This window comes from Luteibacter sp. 9135 (assembly GCF_000745005.1).
Classification (GTDB): domain Bacteria; phylum Pseudomonadota; class Gammaproteobacteria; order Xanthomonadales; family Rhodanobacteraceae; genus Luteibacter.
In genome coordinates, this window is the sequence record NZ_JQNB01000001.1 from 3,030,429 (window position 1) to 3,047,389 (window position 16,961).

Consider the following 16,961-nt stretch of genomic DNA (forward strand, 5'->3'; position numbering starts at 1 on the left):
GTCGGTCACCATAAATGCAGCCTTCGGTTGCGGGCGAAGGCGAGCAGTGCCTGCGCCGCGAAGAGGTTGAGGTAGAAGAACGCCAGCGCGATGCGCAGGGGTAGCCAGCGAGCCAGCGGGGGCAGGCAGCGGGCCAGCACCAGCAAGGCGCCGCCGCTGAGCAGGCCGCCGAACGCCACCGCGTACAGGGGGTGGCGTGTCGCCAGCACGCCGGTGCTCACGGCAAGCGCCACGATCAGCCACGGCGCCATCAGGCGCAGCAGCTTGTGGCTGACGAAACGGAACCACAGGGGGTTGGACCAGGGCAGCAGCAGCCAGGGCGCCAGCTGCACCAGCTGGAAGTTGCCGGCCAGGGTGCGGATCTTGCGCCGGCGCTCGTCGGCGGGCTGCTGCGAGGGACGGTCCCAGGCCATGGCCTTCGGTTCGAAGACCACGCGCATGCCCTGCGCGGCCACCCGCATCGGCAACAGCACGTCGTCGAGCACGGTGCCGGGCGGCAACGGCGAGAACAGGCTGCGCCGCATGGCATGCAACGCGCCGCTGACGCCGACGGTGGAGCCGGACAGCGCTTCCGCGTGACGGATCGCCTTCTCGTAGCGCCAGTAGGCATCCACGCCCTGGGCGAAGCCCGTTCGGACGTGCTCCATGTGCAGTTCGCCGCCCACGGCGCCCACGGTGGGATCGGCCAGGTTGGCGACCAGTTCCCGCAGTGCCACGGGCGACAGCCGCTGGCGTACGTCCGTGAACAGCAGCACGTCGCCGCGCGTGATCGCCACGGCGTCGTTGAGGCAGGCGGCCTTACCCCGACGGTTGGGGAAATCCAGCACGGCCAGGCGGGCATGCGTCGAGCGGCGGGCCAGGGCGGCCGTGGCGTCGTGGCAACCGTCGCAGGCGACGACGATGTCCACCAGCGCGGCGGGGTAGTCCAGCCGCTGTAGGTTGGCCAGCTTCGCCTCGATGAAGGCGGCGCCATCGTGCACGGCGAGCACGATGCTCACCGTGGGCAGGATGGGCTCGCGCACCACCGGGCGTGGCCGCAGGCGCGCATGCATCCAGACCAGCAGCGGATAGCCGGCGAACGTGTGCACCAGCAAGCCCGCCGATGCCCAGCAGACCACCCAGGCGACGTGGCTCATGGCCGGCCCATGAGGCGGCTGAACAGGCCACGGCGGTGAGTGGTGGCTACCCGTGGCGTGACGGCCATCTCGGCGGCCAGCGTACCCAGCGTGCCGTTGGCCACGTCCAGCAGGTTGAGCTGCACGCCGCTGAGCGTGTGCACGCGCTGCGCCATGTCCACCGCGAGCAGCGAGTGACCGCCGACGTCGAAGAAATTGTCGCTGGTGCGGATGCGGCGCGTACCCAGCAACTCCTGCCAGATGCCGGCGAGCAGGCGCTCGGTCTCCGTGTGGGGCGTGGTGGTGTCGTCGGGAGCGGCCATCGCCGCATCGTCGTGCACGGCCAGCGCCGCGAGGTCGGGTTCGCCGGTGGCCAGGGTGGGCAGCGTGTCCAGCACGTGGACATGATCGGGCATCGCCCAGGCCGGCAACGAAGCGACCAGCGCGGTACGCACCGCGGCGGCGTCCGGGCGCCGTCCCGGCGCCGCCACCACGTGCAGTTCGACGCGGGCGATACCGCCCTGCTCGTGGCGCGGCACGGCGATGGCGCGGACCACGCCGGGCTCGCGCAGCGCGATCGCTTCCAGCGCGCCGGGCTGCACGTCCATGCCGTGGCAGCGGAGGCGGCGGTCGTCGCGGTCCAGCACCTGCAGGCGGCCCCCGCTCAGCCAGCGGCCACGGTATCCCGTGCGCACCAGGCCCGTTTCCCCGTGGCGTCGCGCCGCGCGGGCACGTTGACCGAACGGCATGGCCAGCAGCCGGCCCCCCACGGCGAGGTCGCCCGCGGCGCCGATCGATGCCGGCTCGCCTTGGACGTCGAGAATCCAGGCCTCGCCGTGGGCAAGGGTAAGGCCCTGGTGCAGCGTGTCCGCCGCGGCATCCAGCGCGCCGCAGGTGATGACGGGCGCCACCGCGGGATCGCCGAACAGCATCAACACACCGGCCGTGGCCTTCGCCACGCGCGTGGTCAGCTCCGCCGTGGCCGAGCCGCCGACGATCACCGCGCGCAGTCCGGCATCGCCTTGCCAGCCGCCGGCGAGCAGCGCCTGCCAGGTTTCCGGCGTGGCGATGCACAGGTCCATGGCGTCCAGACGACCCGTGGCGGCCTCGCGCGTGCCCATCTCGACCCAGGTGGCGCCGCTGGCTAGCGCCACCAGCGGGCCCAGTACCGAGAGTGGATCGCCCGGCAACGCATCGCCGCCCAGTCGCATGCCGGCGTGCACGCCCAAGGCATCACCAAGCGACTGCACGAGATGGCCCAGCGTGCGATGCGACAGCGCCGCACCGAAGGCCTTGCCCTCGGCATCGTGCGCCTGGAAGGCGACGGCGGCCGTGTCCGGCAGGGCGCCGCCGTGCGCGGTGGAGGCGTCGATCGCGGCCAGCCAGGGGGTATCGTTATCCAGCCACACCGCGCATGCTTTGGGCCAGTCGAGCAGGGCCTGCAGGCCCGCATCGCCGACCATCACCGTGGCGCGCGCATCGGCGAGGCCGTCGCGCAGGAAGGCGGTGGGATCGTCGCGGTCGAGCAGCAACGCCGTGGCGCCGGTCATGCCGATCGCGAGCAGGGCGGCGATGCGGTCGATACCGCGCTCGACGCACAGACCGACGACGCCACCCTCGCTGGCACCACGCTCGCGCAGCCGTGTGGCCATGCGCCCGGCGCGCTCCTGCAATGCCGCATGGCCGATGCGACGCGTGCCGTGCTCGATCGCCACGTCGTGCGGCATCGCCGTGGCCGTGGCCTGGATCATGCCGTGGAGGTCGCGCGGCGGTTCGATCGTCGTCGTGCGCGCCTGCCAGCGGCGCATGCATTCGCGCTCGGCCGGCGTGGCGGTGGTCAGTTCGCCGAGGGTAAGGCCGGGGTCGTCGATCACCCGACGCAGCATGGCGAGGTAGCGCTCCCGCATGCGGCACGCGGTGTCGGCCTCCAGCAGGTCCGCGTTGTAGGTCACGCCGCCGACGAGCCCCGCCTGGCTTTCCAGGAACCACAGGCCCAGGTCTTCGGTGGCCCCGCTCTGGAACAGGAGGATCTGCTCGTGTGCAAGGCCACCCCAGTCCGCCGCACGCTGGCGCCCGTCCTGGAACGAGAACAGCGCCTGGTACAGCACGGCGCCACTGCCGTGGACGGCCGTCAGCTCGCGTTGCAGGTATTCCAGCGGCACGTCTGGATGCCCGAACGCGTCGATCGCCGCGCGCCGCACTTCCCGCACGAACGCCAGGAAGGGCAGCGCCGGATCGACCGTGACGTGCAGCGGCAGCAGGTTGTTGAAATACCCCATGACCGCTTCGAGCTCGCTGTGGTTACGACCGCGTACGGGCGTGCCCACCACCAGCTCGTTCCGTCCGGTGGAGCCGGCGAGCATGACGAAGTACAGGGCGAGCAGGGCCATGTTGAGCGTGGCGTCGGCCTGCCGGGCCACGTCGTACATGGCATCGGTCTGCTCGCGCGATACGCGTATCCACTCGGTGCGGCCCAACCCGGACATGCCGGGACGCCGCGGCTGGTCGGTGGGCAGCGCGCGCACGTCGCCGCGCCGCGCCAGCCGTTCGCGCCACGCGGCCAGCTGCGACTCGAAGGCCGGCGATTGCAGCCATCGCGCATGCCACGTGGCGAAGTCGCCATAGGTCACGGGCAGAGCCGCCAGCGACGATGGTGCCTCCTCGGCAAAACAGCGGTACAGCGCGGAGAGTTCGTTGGCGAAGATATCGAACGACCAGCCGTCCCAGACGATGTGGTGCGGCATGAAGAACAGCACGTGCTCGTTCTCGGCCAGCCGGAACAGCCGCGCGCTGAACAGGGGCGCCGTACCCAGGTCGAACGGCGTATCGGTCAGCGCCTGCAGGCGCGCCATCAGCACGGTGTCGCGCGCGCCGTGCGGCACGTCACGCAGGTCTTCGGCGGGAAACAGCGGGTAGTCCAGCCGTGGCATGACCACCTGGGCCACGTCGTCGCCGAGCGTGCGAAACGCGGTGCGCATGCTCGGCTGCCGCTGCACCAGTGCCTGGAACGCCATGGCGAAGGCGTCTTCGTCCAGCGGGCCGCGCAGGCGATGGGCCGACGGCGCGTTGTAGGTGACGCGTCCCGGGTGCAAACGTTCCAGTGACCACAGGCGGTGCTGCATCAACGAGAGCGGCGCATGGGCCTGATCGTCGCGGTGGGCGATCGGTTCGGCCACCGGCGCGGTGCCGGCGTCGATTCGTGCGCGCAGGATCGCGGCCAGGCGTTCCACGCTGGGCGCATCGAACAACGTGCGGAACGACAGCGACACGCCGAATTCGCGGTTCAACGTGGCGGTGAGCTGGGCCGCCAGCAGCGAGTGCCCGCCCAGCGCGAAGAAGTCGTCGCGCACGTCGAGGTCAGGCAGGGCGAGCACGGCTTCCATGGCCGCGGCTACGCGCCGCTCGTCGTCGTTGCGCGGCCCGACGCGTGTGCCGGGGGCGGCGCACGAACGGGCGATCGGCGGCGGCAGCGCAGCACGGTCGATCTTGCCGTTGGGCAGCAGGGGAATGGCGGGGAGGGCGAGGACATGCTGCGGCAGCATGTAATCCGGCAGTCGCGCGCGCAGTCGCGAGCGCAGCGATTCCTCGTCGGGCACCCCACCGTCGTGACCGACGACGTAGGCCACCAGCCGCACGTCACCAGGCCGATCCTCGCGCGCCATGACCACGGCGCGCGCCACCTCCGGCAGGTCGGTCAACGCGCTTTCGATCTCGCCGGGCTCGATGCGGTAACCGCGTACCTTCACCTGGAAATCGAGGCGGCCCAGGTGCTCGATCAGGCCGGCGGACGTCCAGCGGCCGCGATCGCCGGTACGGTACATCCGCGAGTCCGGGGCTTCCGACCACGGATCGGTGACGAAGGCCGCGGCGGTCAGGTCCGGCCGGCGCAGGTAGCCGAGCGTGACGCCCACCCCACCGATGTGAATCTCGCCAGGCACGCCCAGCGGGCAGTGGTTGCCGTGCTCGTCCAGGATATGCACGGTGGTGTTGGCGATCGGGCGGCCGATGTAGATGCCGTCGCGCGGGGTGTTCACCCGCCAGTACGTGGAATACACGGTGGTCTCGGTGGGGCCGTAGCCGTTCCACACCTCGCCGCAGCGCTCCAGCAGGGCCTCGGCCAGGTCCAGTGGCAGCGGCTCGCCGCCCGACACCGCGCGGAAGGCCGGCCGGCCACGCCATCCTGCATCGACCAGCAGGCGCCAGCCCGCCGGCGTGGCCTGCATCATCGTGGCGTCGGCCTCCTCGATCAGGCGGCGCAACTGGCCCCCGTCGCGTACGTCGTCGCGACCCGCGATCACCACCTCGGCACCGCTGGTCAGCGGCAGCATCAGCTCCATGAAGGCGATATCGAACGACAGCGTGGTGACGGCAACCAGGCGGTCGTCCGGTGCGATACCCGGCACGCGTTGCATGCTGGTGAGAAAATTGGCCGCCGCGCGGTGTGGCACGCGCACGCCCTTGGGGCGCCCGGTGGAACCGGAGGTGAAGATCACGTAAGCCACCGAATCCGGCGTGGCCGCGCGGCGGTCGCGCTCCGGGCGCTCGAACGAGGCGTGCACCACCTCGTTGTCGCTGAGGGCGAGCACGTGGCTTGCGTCGATGGCGAAGGCCGGCGGAGCGGCGTCGTCGACCACCAGTGTCGCCAGCTGGGCGTCGTCGGCCATGAACGCCAGGCGTTCGGCAGGGAACGCGGGGTCCAGCGGCACGTAGCCGGCACCCGACTTGAGCACGCCCAGCACGGAGGCCAGCATGTCGAAGCCGCGGCCGAGCGACAGTCCGACCAGCGCGCCGTGACCGATGCCGCGGGCACGCAGCGCGTTGGCGATGCGGTTGGAGCGCGATTCCAGCGCGGCGTAGGTGAGCGTGCGGTCCGCATGGCGCACGGCGATGCGCTCGGGCGTCCGGTCGCATTGCTGTTCGAAGAATTCGTGCGCCAGGCGCAGTTCCGGAAACGGCGTGGGGGCGGGTTGCAGGCCTGCCAGTTCGCGGTACACGGCATCGGAGACCACGGGCAGCGCGACGGCCGTCGTGTCCGGCGCAAGCGCGGCATGGCGCAGCAAGGTGACGTAAGCATCGAGCCAGCCCTGGATGGTGGCGCCGTCGAAAAGGTCGGCGTTGTACTGGCATTCCAGGCGCAGGTGGCCGTCAACCGGCACGGCGTTGACGAACAGCTCGAAATTCTCGTACTCGCGTGGCACGGCGGCCAGGTCGTAACGCAGGCCCGGGAAGCGGGCGGTGCTTTCATCCAGCGGCGCGTCCAGGTTGAACAGCACCGCGACCAGCGGCAGCCGTGCCGGATCGCGGGCCAGCGACAGTCGGGCGAGCAGACTGCCCAGCGTATGGCGCTGGTGGTCGAACGCGTCCATCAGGTCGTCGCGCACGCCGCCCAGCACCTCGGCGAAAGGTGCCTCCGCGCCGATGCGGGCGCGCAGCGGCAGCACGTTCACGGCATGACCGACCAGCGTATCGAGGCCATCGGCAGCCTGGCCCGCCGACGGGATGCCGATCACCACGTCGTCCTGCCCGGCGAGCCGACGCAGCAGCACGGCGAAGCCGGCCACCAGCGTCGCGTGGAAGCTGGCGCGGTGCATCGCGCCGAGGCGGCGGATCGCGTCCACATCGGCCCGGTCCATTAGGCGGTCCTCACGACGCGAGGCGAACGTGCGGTAGCGCGGTCGCGGGTGGTCCACCGGAAGGTCCAGCACGGGCGGCGGCGTGGCGAAGCGTTCCAGCCAGTAGCGCGCATCGTCTTCGGCGGTCCCACCGGCCAGGTGGGCGACCTCGGCACGGGCGAAGTCCGAGAACGTACCAGGTGCGTCCGGTCCACCGGCCTCCCCGGTGTGCCGTGCATAGAGCGCGGCCAGGTCGCGCACGATCACGCCGAACGACCAGCCGTCGCAGACCAGGTGATGCGCGCACAGGACCAGCAGGTGGCGATCGGTGGCCAGGCGCACGATGTCCGCACGGAACAGCGGACCGGTTTCCAGGTCGAACGGCGTCGTCACCTGTCGGGACAGCATCGCCTCGATGCGCGCATCGCTTTCGAACGGCGGCAGCGACGCGTAGTCGTGCCGTTCCAGCGGCAGCGTGGCGTGCTCCGCGACGAACATGTTCGCGCCGTCGTCGGCGAACGTGGCGCGCAAGGCCTCGTGGCGTTCGACCAGGTCGTGCAGCGCGGCCTCCAGCGCGGGCACGTCGAGCAGCCCCTTGAAGGTCAGCGAGATCGCCTCGTTATAGGCCAGCGAGGCTTCCGGTTCCAGCTGGCAGGCCAGCCAGATCTCGCGCTGCGCCGGGGTGGTCGGCAGCACGCAGGCCAGCGGGTCGCCGGCGAACGGATCGTAGTCGACCGCGGTGGCGGCCTGCTCGTGCGGCATCATGCGTTCACCTTCAGGAACTTGCCCGGTGTGTCGGGGTTGGGGACGAACCACGCGGGACTGCCGTCGGGATCGCGACCCAGACGGGCTCCTGCCACCGGGGGCCGGGCCGCGTCCATGGCCGTGGCGTCGCGGCGGCGTGGCAGGAACCCGGCTTCCTGCATCTCCAGGACCGATTCACGGAATGCCGTGGCGATGGCAGCGAAGTCCACCTCGTCGTGCGCGGTGGTGAAGAAACACGGAAAGTTGTCGAGGATGTGGATGCCGCGGCTGCGCATCATCGCGAACAGCAGGTCCTGCAGCGGGTGGTCCTCGGTGAACACGGTTTTCCACACCGACGCGAAGTGGACCACGTGCAGCGGCGCGCCCACCTCGGCGCAGAACGCCGTGAGTCCGTCGGCGAACGCGCCGACCTTCGCGTTGAGCGTGGCCTGCAACGCCGGGCCGTGGTCGGCGAGGTGACCGAGCACCGCGTGCGCGGCGGCCAGTGCCAGCGGATGCCGCACGAACGTGCCGGCAAAATAGGTGACGCCCACGGTGGGCACGGAATCGTCGCCGTAGCGCCAGTCGCCGCCGTCCAGTGCATCCATGAAACGGCGCGCACCACCAATGATGCCGATCGGGAAGCCGCCGCCGACCACCTTGCCATAGGCCGCCATGTCGGCATCGATACCCAGGACGGCCTGCGCACCGCGCGGGTGCGCCCGGAATCCGGTCACCACCTCGTCGAAGATCAGCAGCGCATCAGCGTCGCGCGTGATCGCGCGCAGTTCGCGCAGGAATGCCACGGGCTGGAAATCGGGACGCCGGCTCTGTACCGGCTCGACCATCACCGCGGCGATGTCCGCCGCGCGCTCGCGGATGATCTGTAGCGACTCGGGCGTGCCGTATTCCAGCACCAGGACATGCTCGGCGGTGTTGCGCAGGATGCCGGGCGCGGCGGGCACGGAGGTCAGTTTCTTCGTGCCGCGGACCAGCACCTCGTCGAAGATGCCGTGGTAGGAGCCGGTGAAGATCACCAGCGTGTCGCGGCCGGTCACGGTACGTGCCACGCGCACGCAACCCATCACTGCTTCGGAGCCGGTGTTGCACAGCGCCGCGCGATCGAAGCCGGTCAGCTCGCAGACCTGCCGTGCTACCACGCCGGCCAGCGGGTGCTGCGGCCCGATCTCGTAGCCCTCGTCGAGCTGCCGGCGCACGGCGTCCAGCACGAAATCCGGTTGCCAGCCGAACAGGTTCATGCCGAAGCCGTTCAGCGCGTCCACGTACCGGTTGCCGTCGAGGTCCCAGACGTGCGCGCCCTTGGACCGTGCGATGACGATCTGGTAAACGATATCTTTCAGCAGCGGGCGGAACCCGTTGACCACGCGCGGATCGGCCAGGTGCGGGCGGTGTTCCTCCGTATACGCCCGCGACGCCGCCGTGCGCGCGACATAGCGCTGCATGAAGGCATCCAGCCGTGCGCGCTGCCGCGCACTCAGTTCCGTGGCGCCGTGATGGATGCGCGCGATGGCGCCGAATGCCTTCTTCACGTCGTACGAGGTGTGCGCCAGCGCGGCCTCTTCGTCGTTGGCCGCGGCCTGCGTCCCCTGCGTCCCCTGCGTCCCCTGCGTCGACGGCGCCCTTGCCGCCGTCGCACCGGTACCTGCGCCCGCAACACCCGCACCCGCACCCGCAGCACCTGCACCGATATCACTACCGGCGGTAGACGACACGGCAGTTACCGTCGCCGCCGCCTCCACGCCCGCCAGCAAGGCCAACTGCTCGCGCATCAACTGCATCTGCTGCGCGATCACCGCCTGCACCCCACCCGCTGACACCCCCACCGACACGGTTGCCGCCACCGATACCGGTGCGCCCGCCGGTACCATGGCCGTCGTAGGAGCCCACGATGTGGGCGACACCCCCACCGCAACGCCCGATCCCGCGCCGACCTCCACGCCGGCGACCTCCGCCGGCAACAACCGATCCAGGTGACCGGCCAGCCGCTCGAACGACGAACACCCGTCCATCAACTCGCGAAACGTCACCTTCAGCGCATAAGCCCTCTGCAACTGCAGCGCCACCTGCGTCAGGGACAACGAATCCAGTCCCAGTTCGACGAAATGCGCCGCCGGATCGACACCCGCCATATCGGCGCCGGAGACATCCTCGAACAGGGCGACGAGTTCGCCGACGAGACGCGCGTGACGCGGAGAAACGGAGGCGGGCAGCGACATGGGGTGTTCCACGGGCAGAGGCAGAGGGGACATCGGTTCGGAAGGCGTGGCCACCGTGGCCACCAGGCTGGCGATCGACGCGGCAGGCGGCGCGTCCACCCAGTGGCGTTGGCGCTCGAAGGGGTAGGTCGGCAGGCGCAGGCGGCGGCGCTGTGCACGGTGGTCCAGCGCTGCCAGGTCCACGGGGACGCCCGCGCTCCAGAGCGTACCGGCCGCATCGAGCAGGGCTTTCCGCTCGCCGGCCGGGGTATCGGTCAGGCTGGCGACCAGGGTCCGGCCACGGGCCTGGGTATGCTGGTGCCCGAGCGTGGTCAGGACCGTGCGCGGCCCCACTTCCAGGAAGGCCGTGCCGGTGTCGTTCAGCGCGTAGAGCAGGGCTGACGAGAAGCGCACCGTGCGGCGCAGGTGGCGTACCCAGTAATCGGGAGACGTGGCTTCCCCTGCCGTCAACGCGGCGCCGGTGAGGGTGGAGACGATGGGCATCGTCGGCGGCGACAGGCGGATGCCGGCGACCTCGGCACGAAAGCCCTCCAGTACCGGCTCCATCATCCCGGAGTGAAACGCATGCGACGTGGCCAGGTGCCGACAGGCCACGCCTTCGGCAGTGAGTTCGCGGCGCAAGGCTTCCACGGCGTCGCTGGTACCGGCCACGACGCTGGCATTCGGCGCGTTTTCCACGGCCAGCGACACTCCGTCCGGCAGCCGCGCGCGCAATTCATCGGCGCCCAGGCGCACCGACAGCATCGCGCCGCCGGGTAGCGACTGCATCATCCGGCCGCGGCGCGCGACCAGGCGCGCGGCATCCGCCATCGACATGACGCCCGCGATCGCCGCCGCCGCGAATTCGCCGACGCTGTGCCCGATCATCGCCGAGGGGATCACACCCAGGCTCATCCAAAGCCGTGCCAAGGCGTATTCGAGGGCGAACGTGGCGGGCTGGAGGTACGCGGTCGCCCGCAGGTCGTCGGTGTCCGTCGCGAACATCCGCTCGCGCAGGTCGAAACCCAACTCGCCCTGCAGGACGGAAGACACCTCGTCGAGCGCCGCGCGGAATACCGGCTCGCTCGCGTGCAACGCCTGGCCCATCCCCGGATACTGGGCCCCCTGGCCGGGAAACAGGAACACCACACCGCACGCATCGCCGTGGCGCTCGCGGAGTCCGGCGGCGGCGATATCGCGCAGGCTCGCTTCGGTGTCCTGGTGCGACGACGCGACCACGTGCGTGCGTTGGGCGAAGGCCTTGCGGCCCGAGGTCAGGGTCCAGGCCACGTCCGCCAGGTTGGCATCGGGGTGAGCGGCGAGGTGATCGGCCAACCGTTCCGCGGCGGCGGCCAGGGCGGTGGGCGTGCGCGCCGACAGCGCCAGCAACTGCGGGCCCGATGCGGCATCCGACGGTGTCCGCGCGGGTGCCTCCTCGAGGATCACGTGTGCGTTGGTGCCGCCCACGCCGAACGCGCTGACGCCGGCCAGCAGGCGGCCCGTGCTCGGCCACGGACGGAGCGTACGGTTCACGACGAAGGGCGTGGCGTCCAGGTCGAGTCGTGCGTGGGCCGCCTTGAAGTGCAGCGTCGCGGGCAGGCGGCGTTCACTCAGGGACAGTGAGGTCTTGATGACGCCAGCGGCGCCGGCGGCAATCACCAGGTGACCCACGTTGCTCTTCAACGAACCGATGGCGCAGAAACCCGTGTCGTCCGTGGTCGCGCGGAAGGCCCGTGTCAGGCCTTCGATCTCGATCGGATCACCCAGCGGCGTGGCCGTGCCGTGCGCCTCGACGTAGGACACCTCGCGTGCCGATACCCCGGCATCGCGCAGGGCCATGGCGATGACCGCGGCTTGCCCGCCGGCGTTGGGTGCCGTGAAGCTGGCCTTGGCCGCTCCGTCGTTGTTGACGGCACCGCCGCGCAACGTGGCGTAGATGGGGTCGCCGTCGCGCAACGCGTCGGACAGTCGCTTGAGCAGCACCACGGCCGCGCCGTCACTGAACACCGTGCCGCGGGCGTCGGCATCGAACGGGCGCGTGTGGCCGTCCGGCGACAGCATCGAACCTTCCTGCGCCAGGTAGCCGCTGTGTGGCGGGCAGGTGATGGACGCACCGCCCGCCAGCGCCATGTCGCAGCGGCCGGCGCGCAAGGCGTCCAGTGCCTGCACGATCGCCACCAGCGACGTGGAGCAGGCGGTATTCACGCCGACGGCCGGCCCGGTGAGGTTCAGCTTGTGCGCGACGCGGGAGGCCAGGTAATCCTTCTCGTTGCCGAGCATGACCTGGAAGGCGCCGAGCTTGTCGATCAGGCCGGCGCGGCCGCTGATGTGCTTCTGGTAATAGGTGGCGTTGTGCATGCCGCCGAACACGCCGACCGGCACGTCCTGCGCATCCGGGACATACCCCGCGCGTTCCATGCATTCCCAGCACAGTTCCAGGAACAGGCGCTGTTGCGGATCGGTCAGTTCGGCCTCGCGCGGCGACATGCCGAAGAAGCCGGCGTCGAACAGGTCGCTGCCGTCCACGATGCCGCGTGCTGCGACGTAAGCAGGATCGTTGCGCTCGGTGGGCCCGATGGACGGGTCGAGTTCATCCGGCGCGAAGAAGCGGATCGACTCGCGTCCGGCACACAGATTCTCCCAGAAGGCTTCCACGTCGGACGCGCCGGGGAAGCGGCCGGCCATCGCGACGATGGCGACAGGCTCGCGGGTCACCGCTCTCGCTTCGGCCAGGCGACCGGTGAGCGCATCGCGTGTGGCTTTCCCCTCGATAAGGTCCGCGACGGCCGCTGGCGTAGGCAGTGCGAAGAAGCGGACCAGGCTCGGGCGCGTCGATACCGCCTCCTGGATGCGCGTGACAAGACGCGCGGCCAGGAGAGAGCTACCGCCCAGGTCGAAGAAGTTGTCGTCGCGACCGACCCGATCGAGGCCAAGCGTCTCCGCAAAAAACTGGCACAGGCGAGTCTCGACCTCGCCGCGCGGCGCGACCCAGGCGGACGCCAGCTCGGGCCGTGAACGGCCCGGTGCGGGAAGCGCATGCCGGTCGAGCTTGCCGTTGTCCGTCAACGGAAGGGCGTCCAGACGCTTCCAGGTCGCCGGCAGCATGTACTCCGGCAGGGTCAGCGCGAGCGCGTCGCGTAGCGTGCGCGCTGTCACCGTGCTGTCCTGCGTCACGTAGTAGGCGACCAGTCGCGTATCGCCTGGCGTGTCCTCGCGAGCGGCCACCACCGCGGCGACGACACCCGGCAGCGCGCGTAGCGCGACATCGATTTCGCCGGGTTCGATCCGGTACCCGCGAATCTTCACCTGGCCGTCGCGGCGACCGACAAACGCGAGATTGCCGTCGGGGAGCTCACGTACGAGGTCCCCGGTGCGATACAGCGTGCCACGGTCGGACGGCAGGAAGCGCTCGGCCGTCAGTTCGGAATGTCCGAGATAGCCGCGCGCCACGCCGGGGCCGCCGATATACAGCTCACCCACGACGCCGGGTGTCACCGCCGCGCCATGCCCGTCCACGACGCGCAGCACGGTGGCGCCGACCGGCCGGCCGATCGGTATCGCCGTGCCGTCGTCGGGCAGATCGCGAGGGATCGCATAGGTGGTGGCGAAGGTTGTGCATTCGGTCGGGCCGTACCCGTTGACCAGCCGTGTGTCCGGCAGCGCCGCATACGCCTTGCGTACGTGCGGGACCGACAGGGCTTCGCCGCCGACAAGGATCGTACGCAGGCCGGCCAGGCAGGTCGCATCCTCGTCGACGATGGTGTTGAACAGCGCGGCGGTAAGCCAGGCGACCTCGGCGCCGTGGGCCGCCACGGTGCGCGCGATGCCGGAGCCGGTTGGCACGAGTTCGTCGTGAACGATGCAGGTGCCACCGTTGAGCAGTGGTGCGAAAATCTCAAAGGTGGACGCATCGAAGCCGAGCGGCGCGGCATGCAACACCTTCGGCGCACCGAAGTCGATGTAGTCGCTCTTCCTGACCAGGCTCAGGATCGAGCGATGGCGTATCTCAACCCCTTTGGGTTTGCCAGTCGAGCCGGATGTGTACATCGCATAGGCGATGTCCTCGGCGGCACACATGGCTTGGCTGCCGGTAGCGCGATGGCCGCCAACGGCGCCCGGTGCGGCGTCTTTGTCTCCACTCAACACTGCGTAGGTGAGGACCGGTCTGTCCACGCAGGTGGTGTCCTCGGCGGCTGTCACCACCACCGCCGCGACATCCGCATCCGCGAGCGCGAAAGCGATGCGCTCTTCGGGCCAGCGCCTGTCCAGCGGTAGGTAGGCCGCACCAGCCTTCAGGATACCGAGCAGCACCACGACCCCCGACACCGAGCGATCCATCAAGACGGCGATGTACCCGCCATGCGGCACGCCCGCCGCCATTAACCCCGCCGCGACGCGATCGCTGCGTTCGTCCAGTTCCGCATACGTCAACGACAGCGCCGTGGAGGCCAGGGCCAGGCGATCCGGGAACGTGGCCGCCATCTGGGTGAAGCAGCCGTGCACGGTGATGCTCGCGAAGCGGCTGTCGGCACGTGCGTCCATCACCGCCATACCTCATCGGCATGGCGGTGACGAAACGGTATAGACCGGATGGCCGAGGGACGCATGGCCGCCCGGTGCCGCGCCACCCGTGCGCCGCTCTGAACTGCCAGGCAGGTCGTTCTTCCTTGCGACCCACCCGACATGCCATCGGCTTTCATACGCGTCCCCCGTGCTACGCCTCGGGCGGTAAGCCGTTGCGCGTCGTTGACGTATTTATAGACGTGGCACGGAGACTGGCATATACAACTGGCGCGCTAGCCAGCGTGGGCAAATGGCCGATGGCGACCGATTCGACCGATCATGCAAGACATCGTTTCGTCGTCGTCAGGCGATCCGCCGGATGCGGATATTGCGGAGAGCGAAGTCGTTGCCCAAGCCGGTGCCGCGCTCGTTCGAGAACTCGATCTTCAAGGACGTGCCCGTGGCGACGACCGTCGCGGGACCGATACTCACGATGCCATTCAGTGTGACGGAACGAATGATGGGCTGACTGTTTGCGTATACCGATATGATCGCAGGATTGGTCGCACCACTTTCGCCACGCGCGACAACCTCGTAGCTGGCGCCATAGGTGACCGTGAAAGTCCGCGAAATAACCGTACCCGAGAAGTTCCCGCCACCATCCGTACTGTTGAAGAACGCGGTTCCGCCATCCGCCATGTAGGCCGGACCGCCAGAGCGCGCGCCAGGGCCGGGCGACCAGCCCTGATAAGACGGCCCGGCGAACGTGGTGAGGTCGTCCAGCCAGGGTTCGGGCGCCGTCACCTGGACGGTGTAGCTGCCCGAATGGTTTGCCGAATCGCTGGCCATGATGTTGGTCGTACCGGCGGATAGCGCGGTAACGAGGCCGTTGGCGGTGCCGACGGTTGCGACGCGGGTGTTGCCGGACGTATAGCGGTAAGGCGGCACACCTCCTGTCGCCTGCCGCTGGCGACTGCCACCGACCAGCAGGCTCATGGGGGCGGGATCGATGTAAAACGCCGGTGCAAGGCGTAAGGTCAGCTCGAGCAACCGGAATTCGACGCTGCCGGTTTTTTCGGTCGACTCATCGAAGGCCACATGGAGTCTTACCCTGATCGTGGTTCCCGTGCGCAGGCTTTCCAGCCAGCTACGCGGCAGGGCCTTGCTCAATCCATTGCTTATGTCGGATGCACCGACGTTGGCCGCCGTCAACAAGGTAAGCGTGGTGGCACGGCCGTCGGCCAGTATGCCATCGACTGCCAGCCAGAGCTTCTGGCCCACGGCTATCAGCGGCCAGGCCGTGCACGTAATGGCGGTGTCACCAGCAAACGACTCGAGATCGAGTTGGTCGCCGTTGGCGTCGGCGATGGCCGGTCGTGGCAACCGCGCATCCTGATTCCCTGGCTTCGACACGTTGAGTTTCAACGTGGGTGACATGGCGTCGGTCGCCCTTGCGCCGTGGCGACCTTGAAGGTTGGGCGTCGGGCGAGCGGCTTGGTTATTCATGATCACGATGCTTCCTTGCATGATGCATGTAGGTGGTGGATGGGCGCAGGGCGGCCGCCAGCCTGTTCGAGTTCAGCCGTCTGGATAGAACGAAATACGATTCATGTCCTGGGGTTGACGTTTCTCATGTTCATTGCGCTTTCTTGTGCTTGATTAATGACGTGATTAGCCAACAGACTGCTTTGTGAAAAGCGTACGATTACGCGTTCTTACTATCTGTGGGGTCATGATCTGTAAATCCCTCAATGATAGGTCATGCGCGGAACAAGATATTGTCTATGTAAAGTGATCCGTAACTCGATACAGTAAATATCAACCTGCTTATAACGCGACGCACGGGGGATGAATACCGGCCTTGGCCCTTGAGAAGAACTTGTTCGACGGTTCCGTCTGCAAAATATATGTATACGCTGCAGGGATACTCTTTTGGAGCCTGATTGTCGTCGTAGTCGAAGGCTATCGAGCGAGTTGTCCTCTTTGGAGTAACGTATGTTTGCGCGGTTATAGGATGACTATAAACAGCATAAACGTTGAGCAACTTTCCGGCAGTTCCGCGTTCGCTGATGGCAGCACAGTTAAGGCCTGTCGGCGGGGGCGCCAACGTGCACAATGGGCGATCCACCAGCTTGACGATGGCTCCAACTGGCGCTGTTTCAAAATCTTCCAGGCCGCCGCCGCTACGAAGCGTATAGCTCGCTAGCGGGAAATTGATTTTGTCGAAGGTGTCGGTCGATCCGTTCAAGGTGGCTGCGAGTCTTACCGTGACGGAGCTACCGTCGCGCAGACTTTCCAGCCACGTCCGCGGCAGGGGAAGGCTCAGTCCGTTACGAACCTGCGCCGCCGTGACGGCGGATGCTGTCAACAGGGCGCGCGTTGTCGCGGTCCCGTCGTCGAGCGTGCCATCGACGTCGAGCCACACTTTCTGCCCGACGGCGATGAGTGGCCAGGGCGCGCAGGTGATCGTAGTGTCGTCGGGGAACACGCCGAGGTCGAGCTCCTCGCCATTGGCGTCGGTGATTGCCGGACGCGGTAGCCGCGTGTCGGAGGCGCCGGGCTTCAGCACGTTGAGGTTCAACGCGGGCGATACGTTGCCAGTGGCCCTGGCACCGGAGATGACTGAATCAAGGGCCGCATGGTCCTGTTGGTCATTCATGGTGGTCATGACGATTCCTTGCCGTGGTATGGAAAAACGCGTGAAAGCGGTATATTTCGCGAAGTGAGGTGCTCAGGCCGCGTCGAATGCCTCGACGCGGCCATCGACGGGT

Annotated in this window: 5 protein-coding genes; all 5 read right to left on the reverse strand. The window is 68.6% G+C overall.

Annotated features, from left to right (window positions below; genetic code table 11):
• Positions 1-5: 5 nt before the first annotated feature.
• Positions 6-1,136 carry a glycosyltransferase family 2 protein gene (locus tag FA89_RS13205; RefSeq protein ID WP_036141059.1) on the reverse strand — a complete coding sequence of 377 codons (1,131 nt, stop codon included), beginning with the start codon at positions 1,134-1,136 and terminating at the stop codon, positions 6-8.
• Complete coding sequence (locus FA89_RS13210; protein ID WP_051938743.1) at positions 1,133-7,492, reverse strand: non-ribosomal peptide synthetase; 6,360 nt, start codon at positions 7,490-7,492, stop codon at positions 1,133-1,135. The genes FA89_RS13205 and FA89_RS13210 overlap by 4 nt, the downstream gene beginning before the upstream one ends.
• Complete coding sequence (locus FA89_RS13215) at positions 7,489-14,229, reverse strand: polyketide synthase (protein ID WP_240003895.1); 6,741 nt, start codon at positions 14,227-14,229, stop codon at positions 7,489-7,491. The genes FA89_RS13210 and FA89_RS13215 overlap by 4 nt, the downstream gene beginning before the upstream one ends.
• Positions 14,230-14,553: 324 nt before the next feature.
• Entirely contained in the window at positions 14,554-15,717 is a 1,164-nt protein-coding gene (locus FA89_RS13220) for an Ig-like domain-containing protein (protein ID WP_081916551.1), read from the reverse strand.
• A gap of 232 nt (positions 15,718-15,949) precedes the next feature.
• On the reverse strand, positions 15,950-16,858 hold the full coding sequence (locus FA89_RS13225; protein ID WP_036141063.1) for a hypothetical protein: 909 nt from the start codon (positions 16,856-16,858) through the stop codon (positions 15,950-15,952).
• Positions 16,859-16,961: the final 103 nt, after the last annotated feature.